Raw genomic sequence first — 25,165 nt, forward strand, 5'->3', positions numbered from 1 at the left:
CCCTTCGCCCCCCTTGAAGGAAAGACTCCTGCCTGTGTCAGCAGGACTCTTCTAGGGTTAGCTTCTAAGCTATAGCCTCGCGATGCCGCAAGCGCCGATCTTCGGCCGTTGTGTCTTGATAGTGACGCTTGCTAGGCCCCTTTAGCTTGTTCGAGCAAGTATAAGCCATCGATCACTGCTGTAAGGCGCCAAGCGCCACCGGTGGCCTCGCGCACCAGCTTTCGCACCCGATAGGCGAGCTGGATGCCGACGTTCGAGCAGGTCCCCTCTCGAACCGGCGCCATGGACTCCACGCTCGACACCGGCAGCTTGCCTTTCCGCTGGATCAGGAGGGCCAGCAGCACCGCGCACCGTCCGCGCGCATGCACATAGTGGGAACGGAAGTAGATGGTCGGAGCGGTGCTATACGCCCCTTCCACCCGCCACGGGCCCCATTCATGCACGCTTTCGACCTGGCACCGGCACCGATCGCAGAGTGCCATTATTGGGCCGGCGGCGGGTCGAACTGCGCGGTGACGGCGATCAACCCATGCAGCTTCTGCGCCGTCTTCTCCTGTGGCTCGTCGGGATCGGATACCGAGAATAAGCCGTCGCGGTGGAAAACGATGTGCCCCGTCTGCAAGACGAGGCAGACGAGGCGAGGCGTGTCCGGAAACGACACCATCGCCTTGATCGACTGCAGGAACGGGGAGAGCCAGTCGGCAACCCATTGCTCGGTCTGGGTGGCCATTACGAGCCGATCATGCTCTGGCGCGCGACAGTCGCTTCCTTGGCGTAGCCTTGCGCTGAGAGGTGCGTGCCGTCGAACCGATCGGTGGTGACGAACGGGATCACATTGTAGTTGATCACCGGCGCCAGGCTTAGGTTCGCCGTGACAGTGTCTATCACCGCGAGCATTTCCGACGACATATTGTAGCCGCCGGTCATGGCAACTCGGCATTTGACCAGCGCCACGTTGGCGCCATTCCCGCCAGCCTGGCCCTTCAGCTTGGTGGCGATGTTGGTCATCGCGGTCTGGAAGTCCGTCGCGGTCACGGCCTGGTTGGCGTCGTTCGTGCCCAGCTCGATGATATAGGCATCCGAGTTGAGCGCGCCGAGTGCATTGTACGGCGTCGCCGCGGTCATGGTCGACGGATCGGAATAGATATTCCAGTGGCCGGTCCCGTTGGTGCCGAACGCCTTGGCGCCAGGCCAGCCGAGGTTGAGGATCTCAAGGCAGGGCGACGTCGAGTTGTAGGGAATGATGCCAACCAGAAAGACCTGGCCGCCAGAAACGCGGGTGATGGTGATCGGCTTCGTCGAGGCGACGGGGCGCGTGATGGTGGTCCGCTTCATGCCGTTGCCGCTCGCCGTGACAACCTGAGCGCCGCTGTTGGTGCCCTCGTTGATCTGGACGTTGAGGCCATCTTCGTCCTGGACCACGATGATCCCCAGGCCCGCCGTTGCCGAATGGATGATGTCGAAGGAGTCGGCCGCGATTTCAGGGGTGAACGTAATCGGCGTGGTGACCGTGTTCGGACAGTTCAACATCGAGCCGCTAAGGCTATAGTTGGTCAGCGTCCAGCCGGTACCGATAACGATATTCGGATTTGCGGCCTGCATGTTCGCCACGCTCGAGTCGGGCTGCGAGGTGAAGAACGCGTCGTGTCGGCATGGAACGCCGCGAGCGATCAGCATATCCTTGAGCTGGGCAGGCCAAGACTTGTTGCGGAGATAGTTGCCCGGAGCATTACCCGCGGTCGATTGGCTGGCAGCCCCCGTGCCGCTGTCGACGCCGCCGCCCCAGCCCGCAACTGCGCTGTCCCCGACGATCGCAATTTGCGATCGCTGGCCAGCCGCCATTTTGGCTTGAACCGCAGGGAATTGAAAAGTCACCGATGACGCTGCCGTGACGGTGAGCGCGAAGGAGGCTCCATTGGCGCCGGCTGCAGAAACGGCGATGTCGACCGATCCGGCACTAAGCGCGCTCAGACCGACAACGGCGACCCAGCCGGTGCCGGCGCTCCCGCTGATCACGAAGCGGCCGTCGTTCGGACTGATCGTAGGCGTCACACCCGCAGGTACGTTGCCGATCGCGAACAGCTGATAGCCGGCTGCCGTGTTCGCAGGGATCGAGGCGCTGGTGGGCGTCAGGGTCAACGTCGGCAACGGCGTCGCACTGATTGGCTTCCCAATGCTCGCGCCCACGCCCAACGAGATCGCGATCGCCGCCACGCTCGCCGGCACCGCAATTCGCCGCATCCGCTTCGATACACCGTCTTCCAACGCGATCTCGGTCGGCGTGCCGGGATCGAGCGGGCCACCGACGTTCAGCGTAGCAAAATCGGCCGGGTCGACCGGCGCCGCGAAGCCGGAGCGTACGGCGGCCGAGGCGAAGGTGTCGTTCACCGACATTCGGTGTGGCGGACGATCCGGGAACCGCTGGTCCCAGAGCAGGATGGTTTTCATCGGTCGAGACCCTTTTCTTGTCGTGGAAGTGGCGGGAGCGGGAAATTAGAGCCCGAGGAAGCTGCGGCTGGCCCGCTTCACCGCAGCCGCGTCGCGCGCTTCGCAGCGGCCGACGATGCCGATCGCCGCGCGATAGCGATCGTTCGCCTTGTCGAGCTGGCCGGTCTGCGCGTCGGCAAACACCTGCCAGTCGGCCAGTACGTCACCGGTCGGCAGCGGCGCGCCGACCACGCCCGACAGCCATTCATCGGGGAGCAGCGAACTGCAGGCACTTTGGGTCGCTACGATAGGACGCCCGCTTGCAAAGAGCCCGCAGGCCTGCGTCGCGAGCAGCGGGATCAACGGGAGCATTCGCGCCAGGCGCTGCACGTATTTCATGCTCGTTCTCCTTGGTGATGTCGTCGATGTGGCCTTCGGCGGCGGTCTGGTTGCCGATTGTCAGCACGGTATCCCGCGCGCTTTCGGTCGCGGCGGCACCCTGCCCGTTCGCGAGCTTGACGCGGGTCTCGGATCCGCTGCAGCCGCGCACGAACAGCGCTAGGCCGAGCGCGGCCAAGATGCCGAGGATGATCAGAATGGTTCGGAGGCTGGGCAACGTCATGGCGTGACATCCTTGGTGCTGACGGGATCGGAGGGAGTGCCGGCGGGCTCCAGCGGCCGCGCGGACGGAAGGCGCATCAGGCCGATCAGGCCGCCGGTGACGGTGCCCAGGCCGAAGGCCTCCATTTTGCCGATGATGCCGTTCGACAGCGCCGCGATGATCATCGCGCCCAGCAGCACCACCACCAGCGCCACCAGCGTCGCCAGATAGGCGATCAGCTGTTCGCGGGAGTTCACGCGCCACCCCGCTTCACGAAGGCTGCCGCGAGGCGTTCGTCATAGCGGTTCTCGCGATAGGCGGTGCCGTTGTAGCCCTTGGCGAACGCGGCCCAATCGTGCCGACGTAGCGCGCCGACCAGGCCATTGCCCTGGACGAATTTGAGGAAGGCGGCGAGCTGGTCGGCCTCGGTCTGGGCCTGCTGCCAGGCGAAGGACCAAGGCGACGTGGCGCCGCAGACCTCGAAATTCTCGCCGAGGATCTGGAAGCCGCCATAGCTGGCCGAGGCGAAGCCCGCGTCGACATCCAGCGCCACCGCGTCCAGCAGCTGCGTCCAGCGCCCCACCTGCTTGGCCGGGTATAGCTTGCGGTTCCACTTCCGCGACGAAATTGTGGGGTGGCTTACGTCGTAGCGATGGCCGGTGGCCCGGCTGAACCGATGCGGCTCGAACAGGATTGTGGGCCGCCCGTCGATGAAGGGCGCGGCGCTACCCTCCACGTCCCACACCGCCCAGATCGCGGCGGGCTCCACCTTTATCTGGTCGGCCGCGTCGGCAACGTCGTCGTCGCCCAGCTTGTAATCGGGGCCGTCGGTCAGCGCCGTCAGGATGGCGGAGCGATCGGCCGCGCCAAACGGCGCGCCATCAGCCCCGGGCCGCTGGCCAAGCTCCGCCAGCCGCCGCCGAAGCGTCGTCAGATCCATCGATATTCTCCGGATTAGAGGAAGATCAGGCGTTCTTCTTCGGCGCCTGCGGGTGCGGCTTCAGCGCCGCATATTCCTTCGGCGCCCGCCCATCGGCATGCGCCTCGATGATTGATTCCGCCGCCAGCTCGTTCGCCACCACGGTCCGCGCACGGCCGAGCATCTGATTGGCGACCAGCTCGGCCTCGCTGTCGACGCGCTGCAGGAAGCGATCGGTCAGCAGCTTCACCAGGCGATCGGCGCCGACCGCGCAGAAGGCGGAGAAGAGCGCGGAGGCCTCCGCTTCGAAGCCGGCGCGCGTGGCCATCCAGTAGGCGATCAGCGCCACCATCGGCAGCAGCAGCAGATCCGCGAACACCAGCCGTGCCTTCACCGGCACGCCCCGCTTGATCAGCAGCGCATATTTCGCCGCAAAGCCGAACGTGATGCCGATCAAGATCCAGCCGTATTTCGCCAGGAACTTCGCCAGCAAGGCCTCGAAACCCGGTGTCATTGGCCCTGCCCCCTTTATCGTGATTGTCATGCCGGCGCCCCCGGCCAACCGGTGGCGATGTCGATCGCCGCGACTTCTTCCACCGTCTCGGCCGCCTCGATCTCGCCGCGCAGTTGCTGCGCCCGATCCCAGCAGGCGGCGGTGTGCATACCCACGGCGACACCAAGCGCGATGATGGCGTCGGCATCGTGCGCCACTGGGCTGTTGTCGGCCATCGTCCAATCGACAGAGAATGGCCTGCCGGCCGCCTTGTCGATCTGCGCCATCTGAACCGTGCCCGATATCAGGATGCGACTGCGATCCGTGGTGTCGACGCGTCCCAGCGCGGAATCGCAGCCGCCGTCCGCCGCTCGATCGCGTGCCGCCTTCACCGCCGCCCAGGCACGGGCCTTCGCGAGCTGCAGATCTCCCGCCATCGGGTCGATCACCGTTCCGCCGTCGAACGGGGCACCAGGCGCGGTCAGGATCTGCTCGACATCCTGCAGGCTGGTGATGCGCACCAGCAGCGGGATCGTGTACACGTCTTCCCAGGACACGAGTTGCATGTCCGCAAGGTGATAGCTTTGCACCACCGCATGCGTGGCATCAGGGCGCACCTCGAAGCGGATTGCGCGATGAAAGCGGGTGGCCGCACCGTTCGGCGCCACCATTTCGCGGATGAACATGCCTACATTCCTGTCACATCGATGAGAGAGAAAGAGCCGTCGACGAACAGGTTCTGCGCGGCGCCCCCAGAGGTTACCTCCTGCAGAAGCTGCTCGGCCACGGAAGGGAAGTCCTGGTCGCCGGAGGTGATGACCCGCCCCGCCGCGACCGAGATCCGCGTGGTGCCACCGCCGGTCTGCCCACCTGAACCCTGAAAAACCTGATAGTGCCGCCCAGGGGAATGCATCATGACGGCATAGCGCCGCCCCGCACGCGCGCCGGCCAGATAGCGATCGGGGCCACCCCACAGGCTGCCGGAGAAAGGCAGCGTGTCGACGATATTGAGCATCGGGATGCTGGTGTCGCCCATCAGCTCGCCCGAATTGCTCCACCAGCGCATCCCGCCGCCGGAGCCGAGAGAGGGCACCTTGCCGAAGAAGTAGATCTCGACCGTGCCCGTGCCGAACGCCCGCACCACGAGAACATTCTGGCCGCCGGAGTTGACCGAGGATGAAAGCGGCGTGACGTACACGTCGCTCCTGATCGCGTAGGGCGGCAAGTTATTGTAGGGAAACGGCACCACGATCGGAACATTGTTCCCGACCGCGACGCTGGCGGTGACCTTCGCGAGGAAGTGATAGGTGAAGAAGGTCTCGTCCAGCATGAAATTGCCGTTGTCGTCACGGGCGAAGAACCCGGCGGTACCGGGCACATGGGTCGACACATAAGCCGGGTTGTTGGCCTTCCCGACGGCATAGATGTAGGCAGTCGGCCCCGCGATGGTCTGCGCGTCCCAGCTCAGTGTTGCCCCGGAGAAGGTGAAGGTGCGGGTGGTGCCGAACTGGTAGGGCGTCTTCGGGAACACGAAGCCCTTTCCGGCAAGCAAGCGACCATCGGTGAGGGAGCCGGCCCCTGCTCCCACGGTGAACTCCCCGAGCGCCTTGCCCGCGCTGTCGATGGCCGAATCGAACATCACTGCGCCAGAGGCGGAGCGCTGGATGAAGCCGCCGGGCATCAATATTCACCCGCGAAGAAGGTGTTGACGTTCGAGCTGTTGAACACCGCCACGCCGTCATTTCTGAACTCCGCCCGCTTGCCAGCGCTTGCAGTGCGCAAGAGGCCGATCCGCGCCGTGATCGCCGAAAGCTCGGTCACCGCGAGGCGGGCAGCATCGATCGAGCCGATCTGCATGTGGTCGCCGATGAGCGTTTGGAAGGCGACCTTTTCGCCAACGATCGAACGCGCGATGAGGTTTTCGGCCCTCAGGAAGCCATAGGCTGGCACGCTGTACGGGAGCATCTCCGTCGCGTTCTCGGCGGTCTCGGCGAACATGGGTCGCGCACCGAAGAGGCGGCTAGTTCCGGAAGCGTTTGGAGTAGTGTGCGCCTTTCGGAACACCAGCATCGCCTGTCGCGCTCCGACCGGAGCCTTGCCTCGGTTATAGATGCGCTTGTAGCCCCCGAGCGTGGTCCGACCCGGAACTTCGTCAGGTTCCACAAGGGCGTAGGAGTTCGCCACAGGGTCGCCGGTTGGGGTCTCCGAGAGAGCGTTTCCGTCACCATCGAACCACACGATGAGAACAGCGAGACGACAGCCATAGGCACACGCCCAGAGACTAAACTCGTAAGTCTTACCCTCTTCAATAGGCCACATCTCGTCCAGGTCGCCGTTCTGGTTCTTCATCCTGGCCATGCGAATGTCAGAGAAGTGCGCAGCACCCGTCTGACTGTTGGGCTGGTACACCATGAAAGTGGAGCCATCCGGAAGCGAGTAGTCAGGGCCGGGGTCGTACCCGAAGTTTAGAGATTGGAGCACGCCCTGCCCGCCGGTGGTGAGGCCACCGGTGACTACGTCGTAATACTGCACACCGTCAGGGTTGTAGGCGAACCGCATATAGTTGCGCGGGTTCGTCCCTGGCACCGCACCGATCAGCTGGTTTCCACCAACACCGATGCCCAGCTGAGACGATGCCACCGTGCCGACCAGGTCGGCCGCGGGCACTGCGCTGGTCCATGCGCCATCGTGGAAGCGCCAGAGCTTGCCGTCGAGTTCGAGGAAAACCATCCGCCCCTCGAACAGGTGATCGGTCGGCAGCGGATTGGGCGCCTTGATGATCTCGTAGCCCCCGCGCAGCTTCGAGATCGAGACCACCTCGGAAAGGGTCACGCCGCCCACCACCGCGGTCAGCGTCAGCGTGCCATCGTCCGCCGACATGCCGGTGATCTGGTAATAGCCCTTGGGCTTGCCGGAGACCGGCGTATCGGCGGCGGTGTTGATGGTACCGGTGCAGCCCTCCGCCACCGCCGAAAGCGTTGCGGCGGCGGTGATGTTGGCGTCGCCGTTCCACACGCTCAGCTGGCCGTTGGCCTTCTCCAGCCCCTTCACCGTTCCGTCGGCGAATGCCTGGATCTGGATCGAGCGAGTCGTCAGCCGCAGCGCCGTTGCCGAGGGACTGGCCGCGCCGTCCTGCACGGCGGCCACCTGCGCCTTGGAAGTGAGCGTGGCGCCGTCCGTCAACGTCGCCGTGACGATCACGCTCTTCGTGGTGCCCCGCGCCGCCGCAAAGGCCGCCTCGGTCATCTGCACGCTGTCGCCGGTTGCGCCCGATAGATAGGTGATCGAGACCGGGTTGCCCGCGCCATCCGCCAGCGACCAGTAGACCGTCGCCGCCGTGTTCTGCTTGTTCGCGGTGAAGGTCACCGTCTGCCCCTCGGGCACCGGCAAGCCGGCACTGGAATAGGTGATCATCTGGCGATCGCTGGTGATCGTCAGCGCCTTGCCCGGCGGGCCCGGCTCCCCAGGGACGCCCTGCGCGGCCAGCACGGCCCAATAGGCGGTGTTCGGGGGTGCATTGCCGGCGCTGGGCGTCGCGCTGCTGTAGCGATAGCTGGAGCCCTCGAACTGGACGATGTTGCCTGCGCGATAGGTGACGGCGGGGTCGTACGGCCCCATGTCGATCAGCGGATCGGCGAAGGCGATGTCGGCCAGCGCATGCACGGTCCAGGCGCGCGCCGCGGCCATCGCCACCTTGGAGAACGGGGCCGAGACCTCCATCTGCTCCACGCTGCGCACCGGCGGCAGCGCCGATCCGTCGGCCGCCAGCGTCAGCGACGCCGCGCCGAGGCCCACCGGCACCACGAACAGCTTGCCCGCCCAGCTGACACCCGCCACCGCGTTGACGCTGGCAGCGATTGCCTGGATCAGCTGCCGCGCCGTCGTCTGCTGATCGAGATAGAGCGACAGGTTGTAGGGCCGCGCCGCGTCGAGCGCGTCGAGCGAGGCGTCGTCGATCTTGCCCGCGCCGCCCGAGAGCAGCGCCAGGCGCCGGATCAGCTGGCCCGGCTTGCGTGCCCAGCCGTTCGGCCCGGACGCGTCGCCCTGCATCAGGAAGCTTACCTGCCCGTTCGGCGGCGCGCCGAAGCGGGCCAGGCCCTGCGCCTTGCACGTCGCCCAGGTGCCGGCGGGCACCGTTGCCGCGACCAGGGCGGCATAGTTGGGATAGTCGGCCAGCGCCCCCTCGAACCGCGCGAGCCGCTCCAGCGCGGCCTCGAACGCCTGCACGGCGCCATAGGCCGAGACCTGGAAGACGTTGTTGACGCTGTCGATCAGCTTGCCGGCGACGTAGCGCGGCGCGCCCAGCGCCAGCGGCTTGGGCTGGCCCTTCAGGCTCGCAGGTCCTTCCACCCCCGTCGTGCCCGCATAGGTGGCGAGCAGCGGCTTATCGAGCCAGCCGTCGTCGACGCGGATGGCGAGCTGCGCGCGGCCGTCGAGCAGCTGCGGCTGCGCGGTGGCGCGGCCGTCGAAGATCGGATCGCTGCTGATGTCGGTCCACAGCTGCACCCGCGCATCGGCGAGGGCATAGCGACCAAGGTTAGGCCATGCTTCGGCCTGCAGCTCGATCGTGCCCGTTGGCGCCGAGATCTCGCCGCCGAAGGCGCCGTCGAACAGATCGTAGCGCAGCACCGGCAGCTTCGCGAGCATGGGCCACCAGGGGCCGCCCGCCGCCATGCAGACGGCGGGATCGTCGACGCTGGCGGCGCGCAGCACCACCGGGGCGCCGGCCACCGGATCATAGGCATCGATCTGCGCCCACATCGTCATCACATCAGCCCCAGCAGGTTGGCGCGCCATTCGAAGCCCCTGGCCGTCGCCCAGGTGGTGCCCAGGTCGCCGACCAGCGGGCCGAACCAGCAGCGTTCCTGCCGCTCGGGCTCGGCCGCCGGGTTGATGCAGAGCGCCAGGCAATCGGTGTTGCCGGCATAGTCGAGCAGCTCCAGCGCGGTGCGCTCCGCCTCGAATTTCGTCAACGTCGGGAAGTTGAGCGACACGGTGCGCAGTTTCTTCGCCCGCCGCCGCAGCAGTACGCCGCGCGCTGACACATCGGCCGAGCCCAGATCGCGGACGCCCAGCTGCAGGCCGTATTCGAAGCCGATCGCCGGCTCAAACTTGTCGCCCACCACCGCCCGCGCGAGCTGCAGCCAAGCGCCGCCGTTCGACAGCGCAATTTCAAGGTACCGGAGGGGGGGCCAGCCAACGGGCAATGGCAGGAACGCCACGCCGCCGCGGATTTGCGGCATGATCGAGCCAGCGAGCAGCGGCCGCCCACCATCGCCGCGCGCTCGCGTTGGCCCCTCGGCCGTCGTCGCCCCGTAGATCTGCACCGTGGCTCCCGCCAAGTCGGCGCTGGACGCGATGCCGAACAGCATCACGGTATCGATCACCTGATCGGCGCCAAGGTCGAGCTTGACGGACGGCGCGGCCGTGGCGGTGCTACGCCAGACGATGCCCGCATAGTCGTTGCCCAGATAGTTCGGATCGCCCAAGCCTGTGGCCGCACTGGTGGCGGTGAACGGCAGTGGCTTTACGAAAAGTGCGTTTGCCATCAGCCGAACACCTCCAGGCTGGTGCGTTCCTGCTCGAAATCCACCTCGATTCGCGCGGCCAGCAGCGTTGCGTCGAGCGACTGCTCGGGATCGATCACGCGCGCCTGCGGAAGGCCCAGCGCCGGATTGAAGGCAAGCACATCATCAGCCACCACCGCGAACCGCCGCCGCTCGGCGCCGATCAGCGCGCCGCGCTGGTTGGCGACGGCCTGCGCGTCGGCGAGGCTATCGAAATAGCCGGGTGCCGCCTCGACGGTGCCGTCGCGGGCGGACGGGTGACGCGCGGCGATCGCGGCATCGCTCCACGTCGCCGTCACCACGTCGCGCGACGCGGCACCGATATCTGCATCGATTGCAGGCATGATTACCTCTGTACGAAGTTGCGGTTGGCCGAGAGGAAGCTGCTGCTGCCCCCGCCTCCCCCGCCGCCCAGCTGGGCGAGGATCTGGTTGGTCTGCGCCGTCAGGGTGGAGAGCTGTTCGAGCAGCGCGTTGGTGGTGGCGGTGTTCTTCGCCGTATCGGCCGTGCTGGTCGCGGTTGCGCTGGCGAAGGGGTTCTCCACCGCGGGCGAGACGGGGACGGCATTGTCGATAGAGCTGATCGCCTTGTTGGTGGCGCTCTGGATCTGGTCGAGGAAGTCGAAGAACTGCTTCGTGGACCCGTAGATCTGGCGCTCGATGTCGATCGCGCTGTTCGCCGCCGCCTGATAGGCGCTCTGGTCGATGCTCTTGCCCTGCGCGATCTGGTCGAGGAACGGCTGCAGCTTCGCCAGCGCCGCCGCTTCCTGGTCGCGGAGCGAATAGGGCGAGGCGCTGCCGATCTTCAGGCTGTCCTGGAAATCGCGCAGCGTCGCGCTGGCGGCAGCGGTGCTGTTCTTCACCTGATCCAGCTGCAGGTTATAGAGCTGCTGCGCCTGCGCCATCTGCTCGGTCGAGGCACCGCCTTCCTTCAGCGCCGCCACGGTCTTCTTCCACTCGCGGTTCAGATCGTCGATCGCGGCCCCCACCGGGTCGAGCATCTTCTTCAGGTTCTTGGGGATCGCCTCGATCAGCACGGCCTTGCTGATTGCCGTCTCAAGATCCTTGCCGCTGGCGAGGATTCGCTGCGAGGCATCGCTGATGCCCTTGATCGCGCCATCGGCCAGGGCGTTCGCGATCGCCGCCCGCACGGCACCCTCGGGGTCGCCGTCGAACTTCAGGACGCCGTCCTTGTTGCCGTACTTGCCGCCCACGCTGGTGCCGCCCGAAGGGTCGACGCGGTAGCTATCCTTGTACTTGTTGATGCTGACCGCGAAGGTGCCCAGGTCGCCGCCCAGCGCGTCGGCAATCTGCCGGATGCCGGTCTGAACGTTGGTGGCGAGGCCGCCAAGATCGGACTGCACCGCCGAATAGTTGCCGTTGACAACGGCGGCCTGGTCGACGCTGGTGATCTGGGCCGAGCCGCGCTCGGTCTTCTGGAACAGGCCGCCGACGACGTTGCCCATGATGCCGCCCGCAATCGCGCCGAGCGGCCCCGCGAAGCCGCCCAGCGTCTTGCCCAGCGAGCCACCGATCTCCTTCGTGATCGTCTTGCCCAGTTCCTTGCCACCATATTCGCCGAGGACGCCGCCGATGCCGCTGGCCGTCTTGTCGGCCTTGCCGCCGCCGAGCGCCGAGAAGACCGAGCCGCCGATGCCCCCGAAGGCGGCGCCTTCCAAGATCGTACCTAGGTTGCCCTTCAGGCCCTTGGTGATGGTCTCCGGCACCGTGATGCCAAGCTTTTCCATCCGCTTGGCCCAACCGTCGATCGCCAGTTCGAGCACCTTGCTGGAGCGCACCAGGCCGAGGGCTTCGCCTGCACTGGCCTTGCCGGTGACGACGATTTCATTGTCGTTCGCGCTATAGCCCCCGCCGCCAAAATATTGGGCGATGGCCGGGGACGCCACAGATGCCGCCGCGCGCGCCGCTTGGGGATCATACCCACGAATGCGCAGCGTGGCATCCGAGAGTGCGTCGACGAAGTCGTTCACCGTGTCCCGCAGAACCACGGCGGCACCCTTGGCCTGATCCTGCAGGATCTCGGCGGGCGTCTGCTTGCCCGTCATCTTGCGGATATAGTCCTCGATCTCGCGATCGATGCCGCCGAACAGCGCGTTGCTCAGCAGATCCCGCTGCAGCTTTTGCACCACCCCGACGATGCCGCCGGCATTGCCCTGGATCTTGGCGAACACGCCGTCGACCTGATCGAGAACCCCGCCCCACGCATTCTCGTAGATGCCAACGATCCGGCGCTGATCCTCCAGCAGGCGATTGATGGCCTGGTGCTGCTGCGCGAGCCGATAGGCCGTCTGCACCTGCGCTTCGTTCAGCGGCCCCATCTGCTGCTGCAGGCGCAGGATGTTCTGCAGCGCCTCGGCATCGGCATCCCTGCCGGCCAGCACCAGGCGGCCGACTTCCAGGCTTTCCTGCTGCGCTTCCACGAATTCGCGGAACGGACGATCCATGCCGTTCCTGATCGACTCGCGCGCCTGATCGATCAGGCCGAGCAGCTTCTGCACCTCGGGCGTCAGCTTCCGCTTGCTCAGCTGCTCGGTCAGGTTGTCCAGCTTCAGCGTCGCGATTCGGGCGCGATCGATCAGGCGGGGTTGATCGTCCCACTCGGCATTGATGGCGGTAATCGCCTGCTCGGCAGCGTCATCGGAGCGGGAGAAGTCGCGGGGCTTTCTCGGCGTCCGAGGCTTCTTCGGCTTGGGATCTCGCTGGTAGGGCTTCAGCTCTTCAGGGATCGCCCCGCCCTCGGCAACCGAAATCACCTGCAGCGCGGCGGCCTTGTCGGTGGCCGTCTTCGCCAGATCGTTGAATTTGGCCTTCACGTCGACCAGCGACTGCCCGGCGATCCTTCCATTGACGGCCAGCTGGTCGAGTTGCCCCAGCGCGATCGTCAGGTCGCCGCCAACCTGTTTCGCGTAGAGAGATGGATTTGTGGTGGCCAACTGATTGTTGGCGACTGCAGCCTGCAGCTTCGCGAAGATCTGCGCCTGCACGGCCTGTTGTCGCCGGGCATCGACGCTGGCGCGAGCTGCCGCATCGACACTGCCGGCGCCGACGCCGAACTGCCCAGCCGTTCCCGGCGCGGCCGCCACCAGAGCCTTGTCGTTCGCGCCGGTGAGATCGTCGATCTTCTTGTTTGCCGCGAGCAGGTTTGCCTGCGCCTGCAGCTTGATCGACTGGATCAGAACCTCGTTTTGGGTCTTCAGCTTGCCAGTGGTGAGATCGATGATCGAGCCGAGCAACTGCTGCGCCGCGCCGAACGAGTCGGCAGCGCTGGTCGCCTGCTGCAGCTTCTTCGCGCTCTCGTCGGCCGCATCCGCGCTCTCGAACAACTTGGCGACAAACGGGGTCGCGGCGATCAGCGCGATCGTGAAGGCGGTTCCCATGGGGCCGGTGAGAGCGCGTCCGAGCGCGCCGGCACGGCCTTCCATAGTCGACAACGCGAAGGTGGCCTGCGGAAACTGCTGCGCGAATGCGACGACGGCGCTCTGGCCCGAAACCACCTGCACCGTGAAGTCGCCCAACTGCTGGCCGATGTTGGTGAACCCCGCGCCGCTACGCTTTGCGGCATCGACCAGGTTCTGCTCTTCCGCCGTCAGCTGGCGCGTCTTGCTGACGGTCTGGGCAAGCTCGGCCTGCAGCTCTTCATAGGCGGTGATCTTGGCGCGGATCGCTGCGGCCTCTTGGACCGAGGCCCGCTCCGCCACCATGGCCGCGTCGGCGACCAGGCGCTGGGAGGCTGCCGACTCGCCGCCGCGCGCCGCCACGGCCGTGGCAGCCGCTGCCAGCTCTCGCTGGGCCTGCGCCGTGTTCTGCGCTGCCGCTTCCTGCGCGCGAAGCTGGGCAATATCGCGCGACAGATCGAGGCCGCCGCCCGTGGTGCGCGGCAGCTGCAGTGCGGTCTGGGCCGTGCGCTGCACCTCCGCGAACGCACCGTTGAATTCGCTGCGGATGTCGGCCGCAGCCGAACGCGCGCGGGTCTTCAGCTCGGCGAAACGCTGACCAGTCTCGGACGAGAACTGCTCAGCCTTCAACTGCAGGCGGGCCACGATGTCCGTCTGTGCCATGGGCTACCTTTCCAGTTGCGAGCAGATCAGCGCAGCGAGAGGCCGCGGATTGCGTTGAACAATTCGCGCGCCAGCTCGCCATCGGCGGCGTTGACGATCGGTTCGATTGCGAAGGCGTTGCGGAAGCGCACCACCGGGACGAGGACGAAGATCGGCACGACCGAGCTTTGCAGCGGATTGGCCCCGCCCCGGCCTGCCCGTTGGCGTCCGCCGGTAAGCTGGCGGAAGCCGCCAGTCCGGGCGTTCGTCGTGCCGCCGGTCGCGACCAGCAGCGAATAGTTGCCGGCGCGGTAGATGAATTGAAGCTTCTGGCCTGTCCGGCGCTCCCACTCTCCGGGAGTGAGATCGCGCCCGCGGCCGCGCGAGCCCGCCGAAGGAAGCGGCACGGCGAGATATTGCCCTCGCTTGCCCCGGATTTCGCCGGGCTGCGTCCAGAAGCTCACCGCGCCGCCGGTGCGGCCATCAGCGCGCCCCTTCAGCCAGACCGTGGCGGTTGGGTTCCTCGCCGGGCCGGACCGCGGGAAAGCGCTCGACTGCCAGGCCCGCCACAGCTTGCCGGGGACAGCCGCCTGCGTTGCGTCTTCAAGCCGCTTCTCCAGGTTGCGGGCAGTGCCCGAGACCGCCTTCGTTCCGGCCGACAGATAGCCGCGGATCAACCTGTCGGCGGCGGCATCCAGTGCTTTGCCGTCGATGATGAGATCGGCGCCGTCAGCCATCGGCCGGCTTCTCCATCAATTCTAGGAGCAGGAACGCGTCCATCAGCGCCGCCGGCTGTTCACCGACGCTGCCGGGGCATGGCAGCACCCGCCCCGTCAGCGGCGAGGCGAACCGCCGGCACTGGAAGTAGAGATCGACGACAGCCCAGATCCAGCCTGGCAGGACTATGCGGGGGTTTTCCTTCCACCGCGTGCCTTCGATCTCCCACCCTTCGCCCGCGGTGAGGCCGACTTCGAAGTCTTCGGGCCGTCTTCGGACGAAGACGGCCGCTCGAAGTTTTTTTCCTCTCCTCCGCCGAACTGCAGGCTGAAGGCTCGGGAGCCGGCAAACAGCAGATCCACCTCCTGCAGCCGGCGAAGCGCACGATCGGCGACATGGCCGTTTTTGTCCGCCTCAAACGGGATCACCGCGCCATTTTCGTCGCGGACGTTTTCCCAGCCCGTGCAGTAGCGGGTGAGCGCCACGATGGGCACCAGCGTACGACGGCGCTCCATCTGGGCGACGAGGTCGGCATAGGCCGGCCAGTGCTTCACGAGCAGCGGGTCCACGGCCTTGGCGAGCTTCTTGTCATCGTCGCTCAGCTGCTCGGCTTCCTCGCCCTCAGCCGAGAAGATCGCGACCAGCCGGTCATATTCAGGTTCTTCGGCGAACAGCGCATCGATGCCCTTCAGCTGGGCCTCGCGCAGCTGGTGGCTCCAGACCTTGGCGGCCTGCAGCGGGCCGTCGAGCAGCGCGGTCATCTGCCCGCGCTCGATCGTGGAGCCGGCGCGCAGGTGGAAAACAGGCGCGCCGTCGACCTTCTGCACCCAGGGATGGGTGTAGGGCACGGTTTCGGTGGTGGTGGTGACGATCATGGGTGCCCCGATCAGTAGAAGCAGAGGATGCTGTCGGTGTCGCGCAGATAGGCATCCTTGCCCTGGCTGATCGCCTGCGCGGTGATCTGCTCGCCGACCAGGTTGTCGCGCTGCGTGTCGCTCTCGCCCGTCACCTGCGCGACGGGGATGGTGAGCGCCCAGCGGTTCCCCGCCTGCGTACCGTAGCGGAACGACGCCGGCACCAGCGCGCCGGTGGAGATCTGCGCCAGCACGTCGCGATTTGCGACCAGCGTGGCGAGCGGGTCGATCGTCAGCACCGGGGTGCGCTGGCCAATCTCGCCCGCGCCGAAGCCGATATTGGTGTTCGGGTCCTCGCTCGACGTGACGTTGGCGCCATCATTGAAGGACCAGGTGGAGATCGAGACCGGCTTGCGGTTGAAGATCGCCACGTTCGAGGCGTCGGTACCGCGCGCGAGGTTCGGCGGCGCGTGCTGCTTCAGCGCGGCGAGGCTGGGCACCGCGGCGTCCGTCTTGCCGGCGAAGATGCCGGCGAAGCTGAAGGCGGCGAAGCCGGGGCGGGCGGAGCGGCCGTTGAGGTTCACCACGCCACGACAATGCGTGTACTTGAACAACACGCCGTCGCGATAGAAGGCGATCACCGCCAGGGGCTGGTCGGTCGCCTTGGCGGTCGCGTCGGCGGGCGTGGTGCCCGAATAGGTCCAGTTCGCCGGGATCGCCGCGCTCTCGCCCGTCGTCAGCGGCGTGTCGAAGGTCTCGGACAGGGTGGCGACCCGGCCCGCACTGTAGCCGGTCACCATCGGCAGGCGGCCGTTGTTCGCCGTGCCCCCGCTCAGGATCAGCGGCATGCCGACCAGCGCGCCTGCGGTCGCGGGCGCGCCATTGGCGAGCGTGGCGCTGGTGGCGCTGCCGGCGGTGAGCGCGGCGGCCGCGACCGCTGCCTGGAACTGGGCGCGCTTGCCGCAGGCCGAGAGCGCCGCATGGAGCGGCGGCTTGACGGTGGAGGTGTACACCACCCCCGGCCCCGCGCCGCGAATGCGCGAGGTGAAGGCAAAGCTGGCAGCCTGGCCGATCACCTGCGCCGCGCCCGAGACCAGCGAGCCGGTCGCTTCATTCGACTGTTCCGTGGTGAAGGGAGACCCGCGCGTGATGCCGTCCAGTTCGATGCCGATGAAGTCGGTCGCCGGGTCGGGAAGCGCGGTGTCGTTGTCGTCGGCCATGAGTCGGATGCCCACGGCGATGAACGCCGAGCGCTGCGTAGGATCGGACATGTTGGGTGCCTCCTTTAGGCGGGCTGGCTTGGATCGCCGCGACGGGCGGCGAAGGTGATGGGCAATTCGAGTGCGAAATACATGCGCGAGGCCGACGCGAGCGACGCGACGCCGATCGTCATACGGCCTTCGTCGATCGTCTCGACCAGGCCGCCGAGCTGATCGTCTTCGCCCATCACGGCGAAGACAGCGGCGGCGTAGAAGGCATTCAGCTGCGCATAGGTCTCAGCGCCCCCGTCACGCTCGAAATAGGCTTCCACGCGAGGCGTAAACTCCATCGTGGTGGCGGACGCCTGCGCCTCGATCGGGTCATGGCCGTCGTCGAACAGGTGAAATGCCGGGAAGGCCATGGGATCGGCGGAAGGCATTACCTCCACCTCGGCGATGCCGGGCACCAAGCGTAGCCGGCGCTCGATCTCCGCAACGACCTCAGCGCGGCGGGCCGTCATGCCACCTTCTCCAGGACGATCAGCCAAGCGTCGACATTGTCGTCGTAGCTGACCTGGTTCGGCTGCCAGGTGAGGCCGCCCCGCGCCAAGCGATCCGAGCGGATTGGCCTGTTGGGGAGATCAGCGCAGGCGATCTCCGCTGTAATGGTCCGCGTGGTGTTGCCGGGGCCTTGGAATGGATCGCCGGGGGCATCGGTCCAGATGACGCGAAGCTCGGTCGGCTTTGCGAGGCCGCCCCCGGTGTACAGCACGGTATCCGGCGAGGCGGCGCGGATATCGGCCGCCGCCTGCTGCCAGGGATCAGGCATCGGAGCTGGTCGGCGCCGGTACGCCGGCGCCGCGCTTGGCGGTGTGGGCCTTAACGAGCTCGCTCGCGCGATCGGCGGCGATCTGCTTCGGCTTGTCGCCGATCGTCACGTCGGTGCCCGCGTCGATGAACGATCCATCGTTGGCCCTTGCCGGGCCATGAAGGTGAATGACGGACATATTGGTCTCCAAAAAGGCGCGGGCGGCGCGCCGAGGCATCGCCGCCCGCCCAGGCTGGGAGGAACATGGGTTCAGATGACGGGAACGAGCCGCACGTCGACCGAGGCGGCGCCGGAGGTGGCGGCGCCCATGGAAATGCCGATCTTGGTGTTATTCGTCGCCACATTGGTGACCACTCGGGCGCTGTTGTCCCAATAGACCACCGTCTTGCGGGCGATCGCCACCGCCGCCTTGGGCAGCGTGAACACGCCGCGAACGACGCCGACCACCGGGGCGCCGGATGCCGCGTCGGCCGACGCGACCGCGAATTCGGCGCCGTCGAGGTAGCCCTGGCCGCTCGCGACGGCATAGGGCGCGACACCGGTGATGTTGTCACCGTTCTGCACGAAGTTCTTCATCGGGGATTACTCCTGCGGGCGATCGGCGCGCGCGATGCGCGCCTCGCGGATCTTGGTGAGGATCTCAGCCTTCTTGGTGGCCTCGCCGAGATCGATTTCCTCGGCGGCCGCGAGCTGCTTCAGCTCCGGCACCGTCATAGCGTCGAGATCCTCGCTATCGGTTTCCAGCTCAGCGGTCTCCGCCTTGCCTTCACCGATCAGCTGGTCGGCATAGTCGTCGTCGGCGACGGGGATCGGGCCTTCGACGGGATAGCGAATGGCGCCGGCAATGACTGCCGGCGCGAGCAACAGGATAAGCTTCATTGGGGGCACTCCTTAGCGCGCCGGGATCAGAGCCCCGGGTTCTTGTACATGCCGCGATAGTCGACGATCGCGGCGCCGACATCGAGGCGAGCCTTGGTCTTGACGCCGTCCACGTCGAAGCCGGGCTGCGTTTCGATGAACACGTCTTCCTGGCCTTCCAGGTGCGACAGCTCGATCGTGTCGATCGCGGCCTTGTCGGCGAACAGGTACCAGCTCTTGTCCGTGATCCGCGGCTCGACGATCAGCTGCAGCGAGCCGACAAACGGGTTGACGTTCGCGGTCTGCGTCGCGGCAACTGCAGTCAGGAACTGCTCCGCTTTCGTCTCCATCAGCGGCCCGACCACCAGATAGGCGGGGCGCACGATGATGAAGCCGCCCTCGACGCTCTTCTGCTGGCCCATCGCAGTGCGGCCCGCGGTGACCGAGTCCACGTTGATGTCGGCAGCGGTGCCGAGATTGCCGTGCTGCGCGGAGAACAGCGCGAAGCCGTCGCCCATGGTCGGATTGCTCAGCACCAGCCCCCAGACCAGATCACTTTCGAGATCGCGGGCCTTGTAGCCGAACTTGTCCGGCACGCGGGCGAACAGGCGCTTGTCATCGTTAATGATAGCCTGCCGGGTGATCGCGATGATGCGGCCATAGGTCTGCAGGCGGTAGGACATGCCAGTGTCGGCCATCGCGCCATAGGTGAACTCGGCATTCTCCTGCACCAGCAGCAGCTGCGGCGCATCACCCAGGCCGATGATGTTGGTCGGCTTGAAGTCCGGCAGCGTGCCGGTCATGACCAGCGGGCCGAAGGTCTGCGGCGCGGCAAGGTAGGCCTGCCGCACGCGCTTGCCGGTGGCGCTGGAGAGCGCGTTGGCGAAGTCGCTGGTGGTGTGGGCACCATAGCGCAGGCCGAGCGCGGCGCCGGCAATGTCAAGGCGGCCCATGCCGGCGGTGGAGATGCCGGTGCGCTGCAGATAGTCGCGCGACATCTCCATCAGGGTCAGGCCACGCAGTTCACGGGCCCGCTCGACGTCGGCCGGGTCGAAACGCGCACTGGGATCGGCGCGCAGGGTGACGGCGACTTCCACCGCGCGGCGATAGTCCTCGCTGTCAGTGCCGGCCGCGCCGACGCGCACGTCGATGCGCGGCTGCTCGCGCTGGCCGAGCAGGCGATCGCTGATCGCACGCTCGAACTCAGCCTCACTCAGCGGGTTCTCCTCATTGCGCCCGATCAGGTCGAGCGCGAAGTCGCTGCCGAGATCGGTCGAGCGCGCGCAGCGTTCGCGGATCTGGCGGGCGGTGATCCGCACGCTGCCGCTGGGCGGTTCGGCGCGCGCTGCGCCGCCCTGGTCGCCAACGGGCGCGGGAGCTGCTGGCGCGGCGGGAGCTGCGGCAGAAGGAGCGGCCGCAGCCGCGCCGCCGGGGAGGTTGCGTCGCATATCATCTTCCTCTTGGGTGGTGCCGTGTTGCGGAGTCCCGGATGCAGACCGAACCACGGCGTTCGGATCGGCGGGAACGGGCACGAGGCTGGCTTCCAGCAGCTCCCAGGCGACGGCGCGCCAGGTCTCGTGGTCATTTTCGTCGGTGGCGGTGATCTGCCACTTGGTGACGCGATATCCGATCGAGATCGCGCGCAGCTCGCCGGAGGCGACACGCGCCTCAATCGCGCGGCCCGCGTCCGTGTCGGCGAACTCGAGCGTGCCGATCAGCTGCCCGCCCTCGATCCGCACGTTGGTGATGCGGCCCAGGACGTCGCCCAGCCTGCCTTGATTATGCGTGTCCAGCAGCGGACAGATGCCCGCGCCGACGCGACCGAGATCGATCGCCGCGTCGCTGATCTCCAGCTCTTCGGTGAAATAGAAGCGCCGCACGGCCGTCCCGGCCGAAAGGACGGCTTCGACGGTGCGCGCGGTGGCGTCGTAGCTCTCCGGCGTGAGGGACAAATCGCGTGTGCCACGCCCGTTCGCCTGCGGTTGGCGGCGCTCCTGCAGATCGCCCTGCTCGGGCGCGTTTCGGGTCAGCAGCCCCGCGATCGCTGCGGCGGCCGCGCCGACCAGCAGCGCCTTTTTGCCCCGCTTTGCTGGTGGCAGCGGGGTGGTGACGACGCGGCCTTCCGGACGCGGCTCGTCGGCGGCGCCCTGCGGCGCCGGTTCGGACTTGCTCATGATGGTCTCCTTGCTAGGCGGCCGTGGAACCGGCATCCGCGCTGGCCGCGGCGTTCTGGGCTGAGCTGAAGGGATCGCCCTTGTAGTACAGGCCCTTGCCCTGCTGATTTTTCAGGTCGGCAGCGGTCTCGTCCATGAACACATCATGGTCGAGCCCGCGGGAGGCGAGCAGGCTGCGCCGGTTTTCCAGACCGGCCTGCATTTCGAGGATATCGGCCTCGGCATCGCCCTTGCGATCGATCGACTTGCGCGGCGGGGGCGCCCAGCGGATCGGATAGGAGCGCTTGCCGGTGCGGCCGAACTCGTAGGCGGCCTGGCAGAACCAATCCCAGACGCGATTGAGCGCCACCGGAATGAGCGTGTTCCACTGGAAGCGCGACATGAAGGTGTCGAATTCCAGCGCGCCAGCCCGGTAGGACGAGAAGTTCACGTTCGACAGGTCACCGGTCATCTGTTCGTAGGTGACCGACATGCCGGCGGCCGCGGCGAGCAGGTTGATCTTCACCGCATCGCCTACGCCGCCCACCGGCTTGGGATCGCTGAACTTGATGTCCTCGCCCTGTTCGAGCGTGAACACCATGCCAGGCTCGATATTGTCGATCGGCGGCAGGCCGCCCTCCCGCTCCTCCCGCTCGCCGAGTGGCCGCTCGTCGGCCTCCGCGCTCAGCGTGCGGAAGCCGGCGAAACAGGCGTCGATCTTCCGGCGGACGAGATCGGCATCGAGCGTCTCATCGATATCGTCGAGCCGCTTCACCACCGGCTCGAACACCGATATGCCGCGCTTCTGCCCGATATCCTCTTCGACGAAGAGGTGGATCACGTCCTCGGCCGCGAAGAACACGGGCGGCTTGAAGCCGCGATATCGCGCCCGTGCCGGGTGGAACCAGTAGCCGGCGACGTTGCCGTCTTCGTCGTACTGGATGCCGTCCTCGATATTGTCGCCGAACTTCTCCGTGGCGAGCATCCCGCCGTCCACCAGCTGGATGCGAAACGGCAGCACTGCTGCATCCCGCACCCACCGGCGCAGGATGAACACCTCGCCCTGGCGGAACATCGTTCGCACGCCCAGTTCCTGCTGGCCGTAGAAGTTCAGCCTACCGCGGAAGTCGCTGACTTCCACCCAATCGAGCCAGAGCTGGGCCAGCGCCTTCGGCCCCTTGGGCGTGCCGGTGATGCCCCAGCCTACGGCGTTGTTGACCAGCGCGTTCAGCGCCTTCTTGCCGTAGGGGTTCTGCGACGCGAGGCGGATGACGGTTGCCCGATCGAGCGTGCGGCGCGGCCGCGCGTCGTTCGGATCGCCGGTATTGATGTCGAAGTTGGCAGCGCTGGCGCGCGTGCGGCGGCCCTGATGGCGCTCGATAGCCGTCAGTTCCTGGACGCGGACGCGGGCCATGGCGCGGCGAGCCGCCACACCCGGCGCGATCGCCGCGATGGAGCGCTCGAACCAATTCATCGGCGCAACGTCCGAAGCACCACAGACCGGGTGCGACGGCTCCCACGCACGGCGGCCTGATCCAACTCGGCCTTGATGGTGTTGCGCACGCTCAGCAGCTCGCCCGAGTTTTGATATTCGGTCGAGCGGCCGTCGGCGAACGTCACCTTGCGCACGTTGCTCTTGAGCGCGGTATCGACCGCGTCGAGATCCTCTTGCGTCCAGGCCATCAGCGTTTTCCGATCCAGTTCCCGCTACGCTTCGTGAAGCGATTGACGGGGTTGCGTTTCGAGGCGGGCACCTGCGGTGCCTTGGGTTTTGTCGGCAACGGCGGCGGCGAAGGCTTCGTCAGAGCGGGTTTCGCCACTGCTGGCGCTGTGGGTGCCGGATCGGCCCCCAGCGGCAGCGCAGCCTGATCCGGCACGCGATAATCCCTCGGCACCCACCGCATGTGCGTGCGAGCTTGTGCGAACGGCGGCCGCAGAAGGGTGGCGTAGCCGTAGACCAGAAGATCCCAGGTCTCGTTGCGAGGCCGGACCTTCTCCCACTTGCCCTTCTTCAGCTCCTCGGCCGTGATCTCCTCGACGTGATGGTCGAGCAGGCGGCCCGTCGCGCCTTCGTCTTGCCCAGCCTTCAGCGGGCCACCCCCGGTCTTGCCGCCGGGCAGGTGGATATAGCCCGGACCGGGTTCGGAACGGCGAAGGCGGGCGTCGATAACACCCTTGATCCGATGCACATTCGGCAACCATAGCTCAGCCGAAGTGCGCTTGGCGCCGCCGCGCCGCTTCTGTTCGGCGAAGCGAGCCCGCGGCATCAGCTCGCCCGTCATGCTGTTGCCACCCTTGGTGAGGGTAATACGGTTCTTTGCGATGCCCGCCGCCCGTGCCATCTCCCACACCGCCTTGGCGAACTCGGCAGCGCCCTCACCCTTGGCGCCGCCCCCGCCCACGTCCAGCTGGACGGTGAGAGGCGGCGGCGACATGCCGGAGCCGTCGGCAAGCGGATATACTCGATCCCAGAGCGGCAGCATCACCCGCGCGTGTTCCGGGTGGCTGAACGGCGCGAGCGACGTGATCCCGTCTTCCAGCACGTCCGTCGACCACCGATCGACGATCCAACTTTCGAGCCCCTCGCCGAAGGCGAGCGCCATATGCTCCAGCCGGTTGGCCTGTGTGTCGGTCAGGATCACCCACACCTTCGCGCCGCGGGGCATCACGCCCAGGTGCAGGCCCTGCTCGCGGCGGAGCTTGAGCGTGTCGGTCTCGACCGGCTTCTCGCCCGAATGCTTCGAACGATAGTTCTTGCCGCCCTGCGTGTTGATCACGGTGCGCAGCGCGCTTTCATCCTGCCGCACCTCCCATGCGATCTGGGCGTCGCGCCACTTGCGGGCCAGCGTCGGCCAGCTGGGCAGCGCCATCAGGCCGTCCACCCGAAAAGTGCGGCGGCGCTTCGAAACGCCATGGTTCGCCTGCACGAACCCATGGTTCGGCAGTCGTCCGCAGCTTTCATGCAGCTTGCGGCGATCGCTCGGCTCCAGGATGCAGCCGTTTGTCGGGCAGACGACGTGTGCAGTGGCCTCGGCCTGGTCGGCGGTGCCGCCGGTGTCGAAGCGCAGATCGCGCAGGAAGTCGATTTCCCAGCGCTCACCGCAGTGCGGGCACTCCGGCCAGATCCGTTCATCGGTACCGTCAGCGACGAACGCTTCGATGCCGCTCTTCTCGTCCTTCGCTGGCGAGCTGCTGATGTACTTCTTCTCGCGGCCTTCGTGGCTGATGAAGCGGCCATCGAGCAGCGCAATGCCGCTGCCCTGCCCGCCTTCGCCGCCAGTCTCGCCGATATTATCGTCATACTGGTCGTAGTCGTCGAGCCAGCCGAACCGGATCGACAGCTGCGTGAACTGCGAGGCTACCGGCCACACCGTGGTCAGCATCATGCCGTGGAAGAGCTTGATCCACTGATTATTCGCATTGTCGGCGGGCCGAAGCTTGGTCTGCACCGCAGACGTGCCGGCGATCATGGGATCGAGGCGGCCCTTGACGAACTTCTCGGCCATCAGCCGATCAGGCTGGCAAACCAACGTATCCGACGGGTCGCTCTCGACGATCCAGCCCAGCCAGTCGACGCCGATCGTCGTGGCGCCGCATTGCGCCGGCTTGATGATGCCGATTTCGGACGTGACCGGGTCCGACAGGGCCAGGCGCAGTTCGTTCTGCCAGGGCAGTGTATCCGGGTCATAGCCGCGATGGCGGATCGACCATTGAAGCAGGTTGAGCTTGTCGCGCGGGCGGTAGCTGGGCGCCGCGCGTCGCAGGATGTCGCCCCTAGTTGGAAAGGGCGGAATCACCCAGCGCGGCGGCGGGATCATGGGCGCCGTCGCCAAATTCGTTGCTCCAGTTTTCCATCATCGTGGCCAGCTGCTGCTGATCGTCGTGCATCAGCCGTTCGATCGCAGTCAGTTGGTCGCGGGTGAGATCGATTTTCTTTGCAAGGCGGGCCGTGAAGGTGGCCTGTCGCTGCTGGAAGCGGCTGAGAATGTCGCCGATCGCGCCGACCACTTCCACGAATGGCACCAGCTCCCGGCGCTTCTCCGCCAGCTTCGTGGCGATCACCTCTTCTTCGAGCAGCTGCTTCCGCTCGGCGATCGAGAACCCGGCCATGGGCTGGGCAGTCACACCAACGCCGAGGTCCAGGCCGAGCTGGCGCAGATCCTCGGCACGCTTCCGCGCTTCCTCGGTCTTCCGCGCTTCCTCGGCCTGCCATGCGGCGATCGCCGCGGGGATATCGATTTCGTACGCGTCGCCGTTCGAACCGCGCTTCCTGATCCAGGCCTGATCCGGCTGCGCGGCGATCCACTTCCGGATCGTCGGCTCGGACGCCAGCCCCGTTGCCGCGAGATCAGCCAGGTTACCGAGCATCGGACGGACCCAAACCGAAAGAACAAGAGGAAGCCGACAGAAAATACACGACACTCGCACGCGCCGAGCCTTTGGCCCCCGCATAGCGAGGATGCCGGGGAAGGACCCAAGCCACCCCCACCC

At 66.6% G+C, this 25,165-nt stretch carries 27 protein-coding genes; all 27 read right to left on the minus strand.

All coding sequences use genetic code 11. The features are described from left to right. Positions 1-131: 131 nt before the first annotated feature. A complete protein-coding gene (locus CA234_RS20290; RefSeq protein ID WP_125977282.1) occupies positions 132-344 on the minus strand; it encodes a hypothetical protein in 213 nt (70 codons plus the stop codon). Positions 345-481: 137 nt separating this feature from the next. Further along, the gene (locus CA234_RS20295; protein ID WP_125977283.1) at positions 482-730 is read right to left on the minus strand and encodes a hypothetical protein; all 249 of its coding nucleotides are present in this window, start codon (positions 728-730) and stop codon (positions 482-484) included. Then, complete coding sequence (locus CA234_RS20300; protein WP_125977284.1) at positions 730-2,448, minus strand: SGNH/GDSL hydrolase family protein; 1,719 nt, start codon at positions 2,446-2,448, stop codon at positions 730-732. The genes CA234_RS20295 and CA234_RS20300 overlap by 1 nt, the downstream gene beginning before the upstream one ends. A 45-nt stretch (positions 2,449-2,493) precedes the next feature. Further along, positions 2,494-2,679, minus strand: coding sequence for a hypothetical protein (locus CA234_RS20305; RefSeq protein WP_125977285.1), 186 nt, complete (start codon positions 2,677-2,679; stop codon positions 2,494-2,496). 13 nt (positions 2,680-2,692) lie between these two features. Beyond that, the gene (locus tag CA234_RS20310; RefSeq protein WP_125977286.1) at positions 2,693-3,049 is read right to left on the minus strand and encodes a hypothetical protein; all 357 of its coding nucleotides are present in this window, start codon (positions 3,047-3,049) and stop codon (positions 2,693-2,695) included. After that, positions 3,046-3,285 (minus strand): hypothetical protein, encoded by a 240-nt coding sequence (locus CA234_RS20315; RefSeq protein WP_125977287.1) that lies wholly within the window; start codon positions 3,283-3,285, stop codon positions 3,046-3,048. The genes CA234_RS20310 and CA234_RS20315 overlap by 4 nt, the downstream gene beginning before the upstream one ends. Next, the gene (locus tag CA234_RS20320) at positions 3,282-3,968 is read right to left on the minus strand and encodes an N-acetylmuramidase family protein (RefSeq protein ID WP_126002623.1); all 687 of its coding nucleotides are present in this window, start codon (positions 3,966-3,968) and stop codon (positions 3,282-3,284) included. Before CA234_RS20320 ends, CA234_RS20315 begins: the two co-directional genes overlap by 4 nt. 25 nt (positions 3,969-3,993) lie before the next feature. Beyond that, a complete protein-coding gene (locus tag CA234_RS20325) occupies positions 3,994-4,461 on the minus strand; it encodes a hypothetical protein (RefSeq protein ID WP_125977289.1) in 468 nt (155 codons plus the stop codon). A gap of 26 nt (positions 4,462-4,487) precedes the next feature. Beyond that, entirely contained in the window at positions 4,488-5,126 is a 639-nt protein-coding gene (locus CA234_RS20330; protein ID WP_125977290.1) for a DUF4376 domain-containing protein, read from the minus strand. 2 nt (positions 5,127-5,128) lie between these two features. Continuing rightward, the gene (locus CA234_RS20335) at positions 5,129-6,121 is read right to left on the minus strand and encodes a hypothetical protein (protein ID WP_125977291.1); all 993 of its coding nucleotides are present in this window, start codon (positions 6,119-6,121) and stop codon (positions 5,129-5,131) included. Continuing rightward, entirely contained in the window at positions 6,121-9,207 is a 3,087-nt protein-coding gene (locus CA234_RS20340) for a hypothetical protein (protein ID WP_125977292.1), read from the minus strand. Before CA234_RS20340 ends, CA234_RS20335 begins: the two co-directional genes overlap by 1 nt. Beyond that, entirely contained in the window at positions 9,207-9,989 is a 783-nt protein-coding gene (locus CA234_RS20345) for a hypothetical protein (RefSeq protein ID WP_125977293.1), read from the minus strand. The genes CA234_RS20340 and CA234_RS20345 overlap by 1 nt, the downstream gene beginning before the upstream one ends. Beyond that, positions 9,989-10,351 carry a hypothetical protein gene (locus CA234_RS20350; protein ID WP_125977294.1) on the minus strand — a complete coding sequence of 121 codons (363 nt, stop codon included), beginning with the start codon at positions 10,349-10,351 and terminating at the stop codon, positions 9,989-9,991. Before CA234_RS20350 ends, CA234_RS20345 begins: the two co-directional genes overlap by 1 nt. Positions 10,352-10,353: 2 nt before the next feature. Beyond that, complete coding sequence (locus CA234_RS20355; protein ID WP_125977295.1) at positions 10,354-14,085, minus strand: hypothetical protein; 3,732 nt, start codon at positions 14,083-14,085, stop codon at positions 10,354-10,356. Between the two features lie 26 nt (positions 14,086-14,111). After that, positions 14,112-14,801 (minus strand): DUF6441 family protein, encoded by a 690-nt coding sequence (locus CA234_RS20360; protein WP_125977296.1) that lies wholly within the window; start codon positions 14,799-14,801, stop codon positions 14,112-14,114. Between the two features lie 165 nt (positions 14,802-14,966). Next, the gene (locus CA234_RS20365) at positions 14,967-15,656 is read right to left on the minus strand and encodes a hypothetical protein (RefSeq protein WP_125977297.1); all 690 of its coding nucleotides are present in this window, start codon (positions 15,654-15,656) and stop codon (positions 14,967-14,969) included. A gap of 11 nt (positions 15,657-15,667) precedes the next feature. Beyond that, on the minus strand, positions 15,668-16,906 hold the full coding sequence (locus CA234_RS20370; protein ID WP_125977298.1) for a hypothetical protein: 1,239 nt from the start codon (positions 16,904-16,906) through the stop codon (positions 15,668-15,670). Between the two features lie 14 nt (positions 16,907-16,920). Beyond that, a complete protein-coding gene (locus CA234_RS20375; RefSeq protein WP_125977299.1) occupies positions 16,921-17,355 on the minus strand; it encodes a hypothetical protein in 435 nt (144 codons plus the stop codon). Continuing rightward, positions 17,352-17,663: a hypothetical protein gene (locus CA234_RS20380; RefSeq protein ID WP_125977300.1), complete on the minus strand. Its 312-nt coding sequence runs from the start codon at positions 17,661-17,663 to the stop codon at positions 17,352-17,354. Before CA234_RS20380 ends, CA234_RS20375 begins: the two co-directional genes overlap by 4 nt. Then, complete coding sequence (locus tag CA234_RS20385; RefSeq protein WP_125977301.1) at positions 17,656-17,841, minus strand: hypothetical protein; 186 nt, start codon at positions 17,839-17,841, stop codon at positions 17,656-17,658. Before CA234_RS20385 ends, CA234_RS20380 begins: the two co-directional genes overlap by 8 nt. 71 nt (positions 17,842-17,912) lie before the next feature. Further along, on the minus strand, positions 17,913-18,239 hold the full coding sequence (locus tag CA234_RS20390) for a DUF2190 family protein (RefSeq protein ID WP_125977302.1): 327 nt from the start codon (positions 18,237-18,239) through the stop codon (positions 17,913-17,915). A gap of 6 nt (positions 18,240-18,245) precedes the next feature. Next, on the minus strand, positions 18,246-18,542 hold the full coding sequence (locus CA234_RS20395; RefSeq protein WP_125977303.1) for a hypothetical protein: 297 nt from the start codon (positions 18,540-18,542) through the stop codon (positions 18,246-18,248). A 26-nt stretch (positions 18,543-18,568) separates the two neighbouring features. Further along, on the minus strand, positions 18,569-20,695 hold the full coding sequence (locus CA234_RS20400) for a prohead protease/major capsid protein fusion protein (protein WP_164521891.1): 2,127 nt from the start codon (positions 20,693-20,695) through the stop codon (positions 18,569-18,571). A gap of 13 nt (positions 20,696-20,708) precedes the next feature. Further along, a complete protein-coding gene (locus tag CA234_RS20405) occupies positions 20,709-22,148 on the minus strand; it encodes a phage portal protein (protein ID WP_125977305.1) in 1,440 nt (479 codons plus the stop codon). Further along, the gene (locus tag CA234_RS20410) at positions 22,145-22,357 is read right to left on the minus strand and encodes a hypothetical protein (RefSeq protein WP_125977306.1); all 213 of its coding nucleotides are present in this window, start codon (positions 22,355-22,357) and stop codon (positions 22,145-22,147) included. Before CA234_RS20410 ends, CA234_RS20405 begins: the two co-directional genes overlap by 4 nt. After that, positions 22,357-24,492, minus strand: coding sequence for a terminase gpA endonuclease subunit (locus CA234_RS20415; protein WP_125977307.1), 2,136 nt, complete (start codon positions 24,490-24,492; stop codon positions 22,357-22,359). The genes CA234_RS20410 and CA234_RS20415 overlap by 1 nt, the downstream gene beginning before the upstream one ends. Beyond that, positions 24,449-25,165 (minus strand): DsbA family protein (locus CA234_RS20420; RefSeq protein WP_206431261.1); only part of this gene is annotated, 717 nt, incomplete at its 5' end. The genes CA234_RS20415 and CA234_RS20420, both read right to left, overlap by 44 nt.

The organism is Sphingomonas sp. ABOLE (assembly GCF_003950455.1).
GTDB lineage: Bacteria > Pseudomonadota > Alphaproteobacteria > Sphingomonadales > Sphingomonadaceae > Sphingomonas > Sphingomonas trueperi.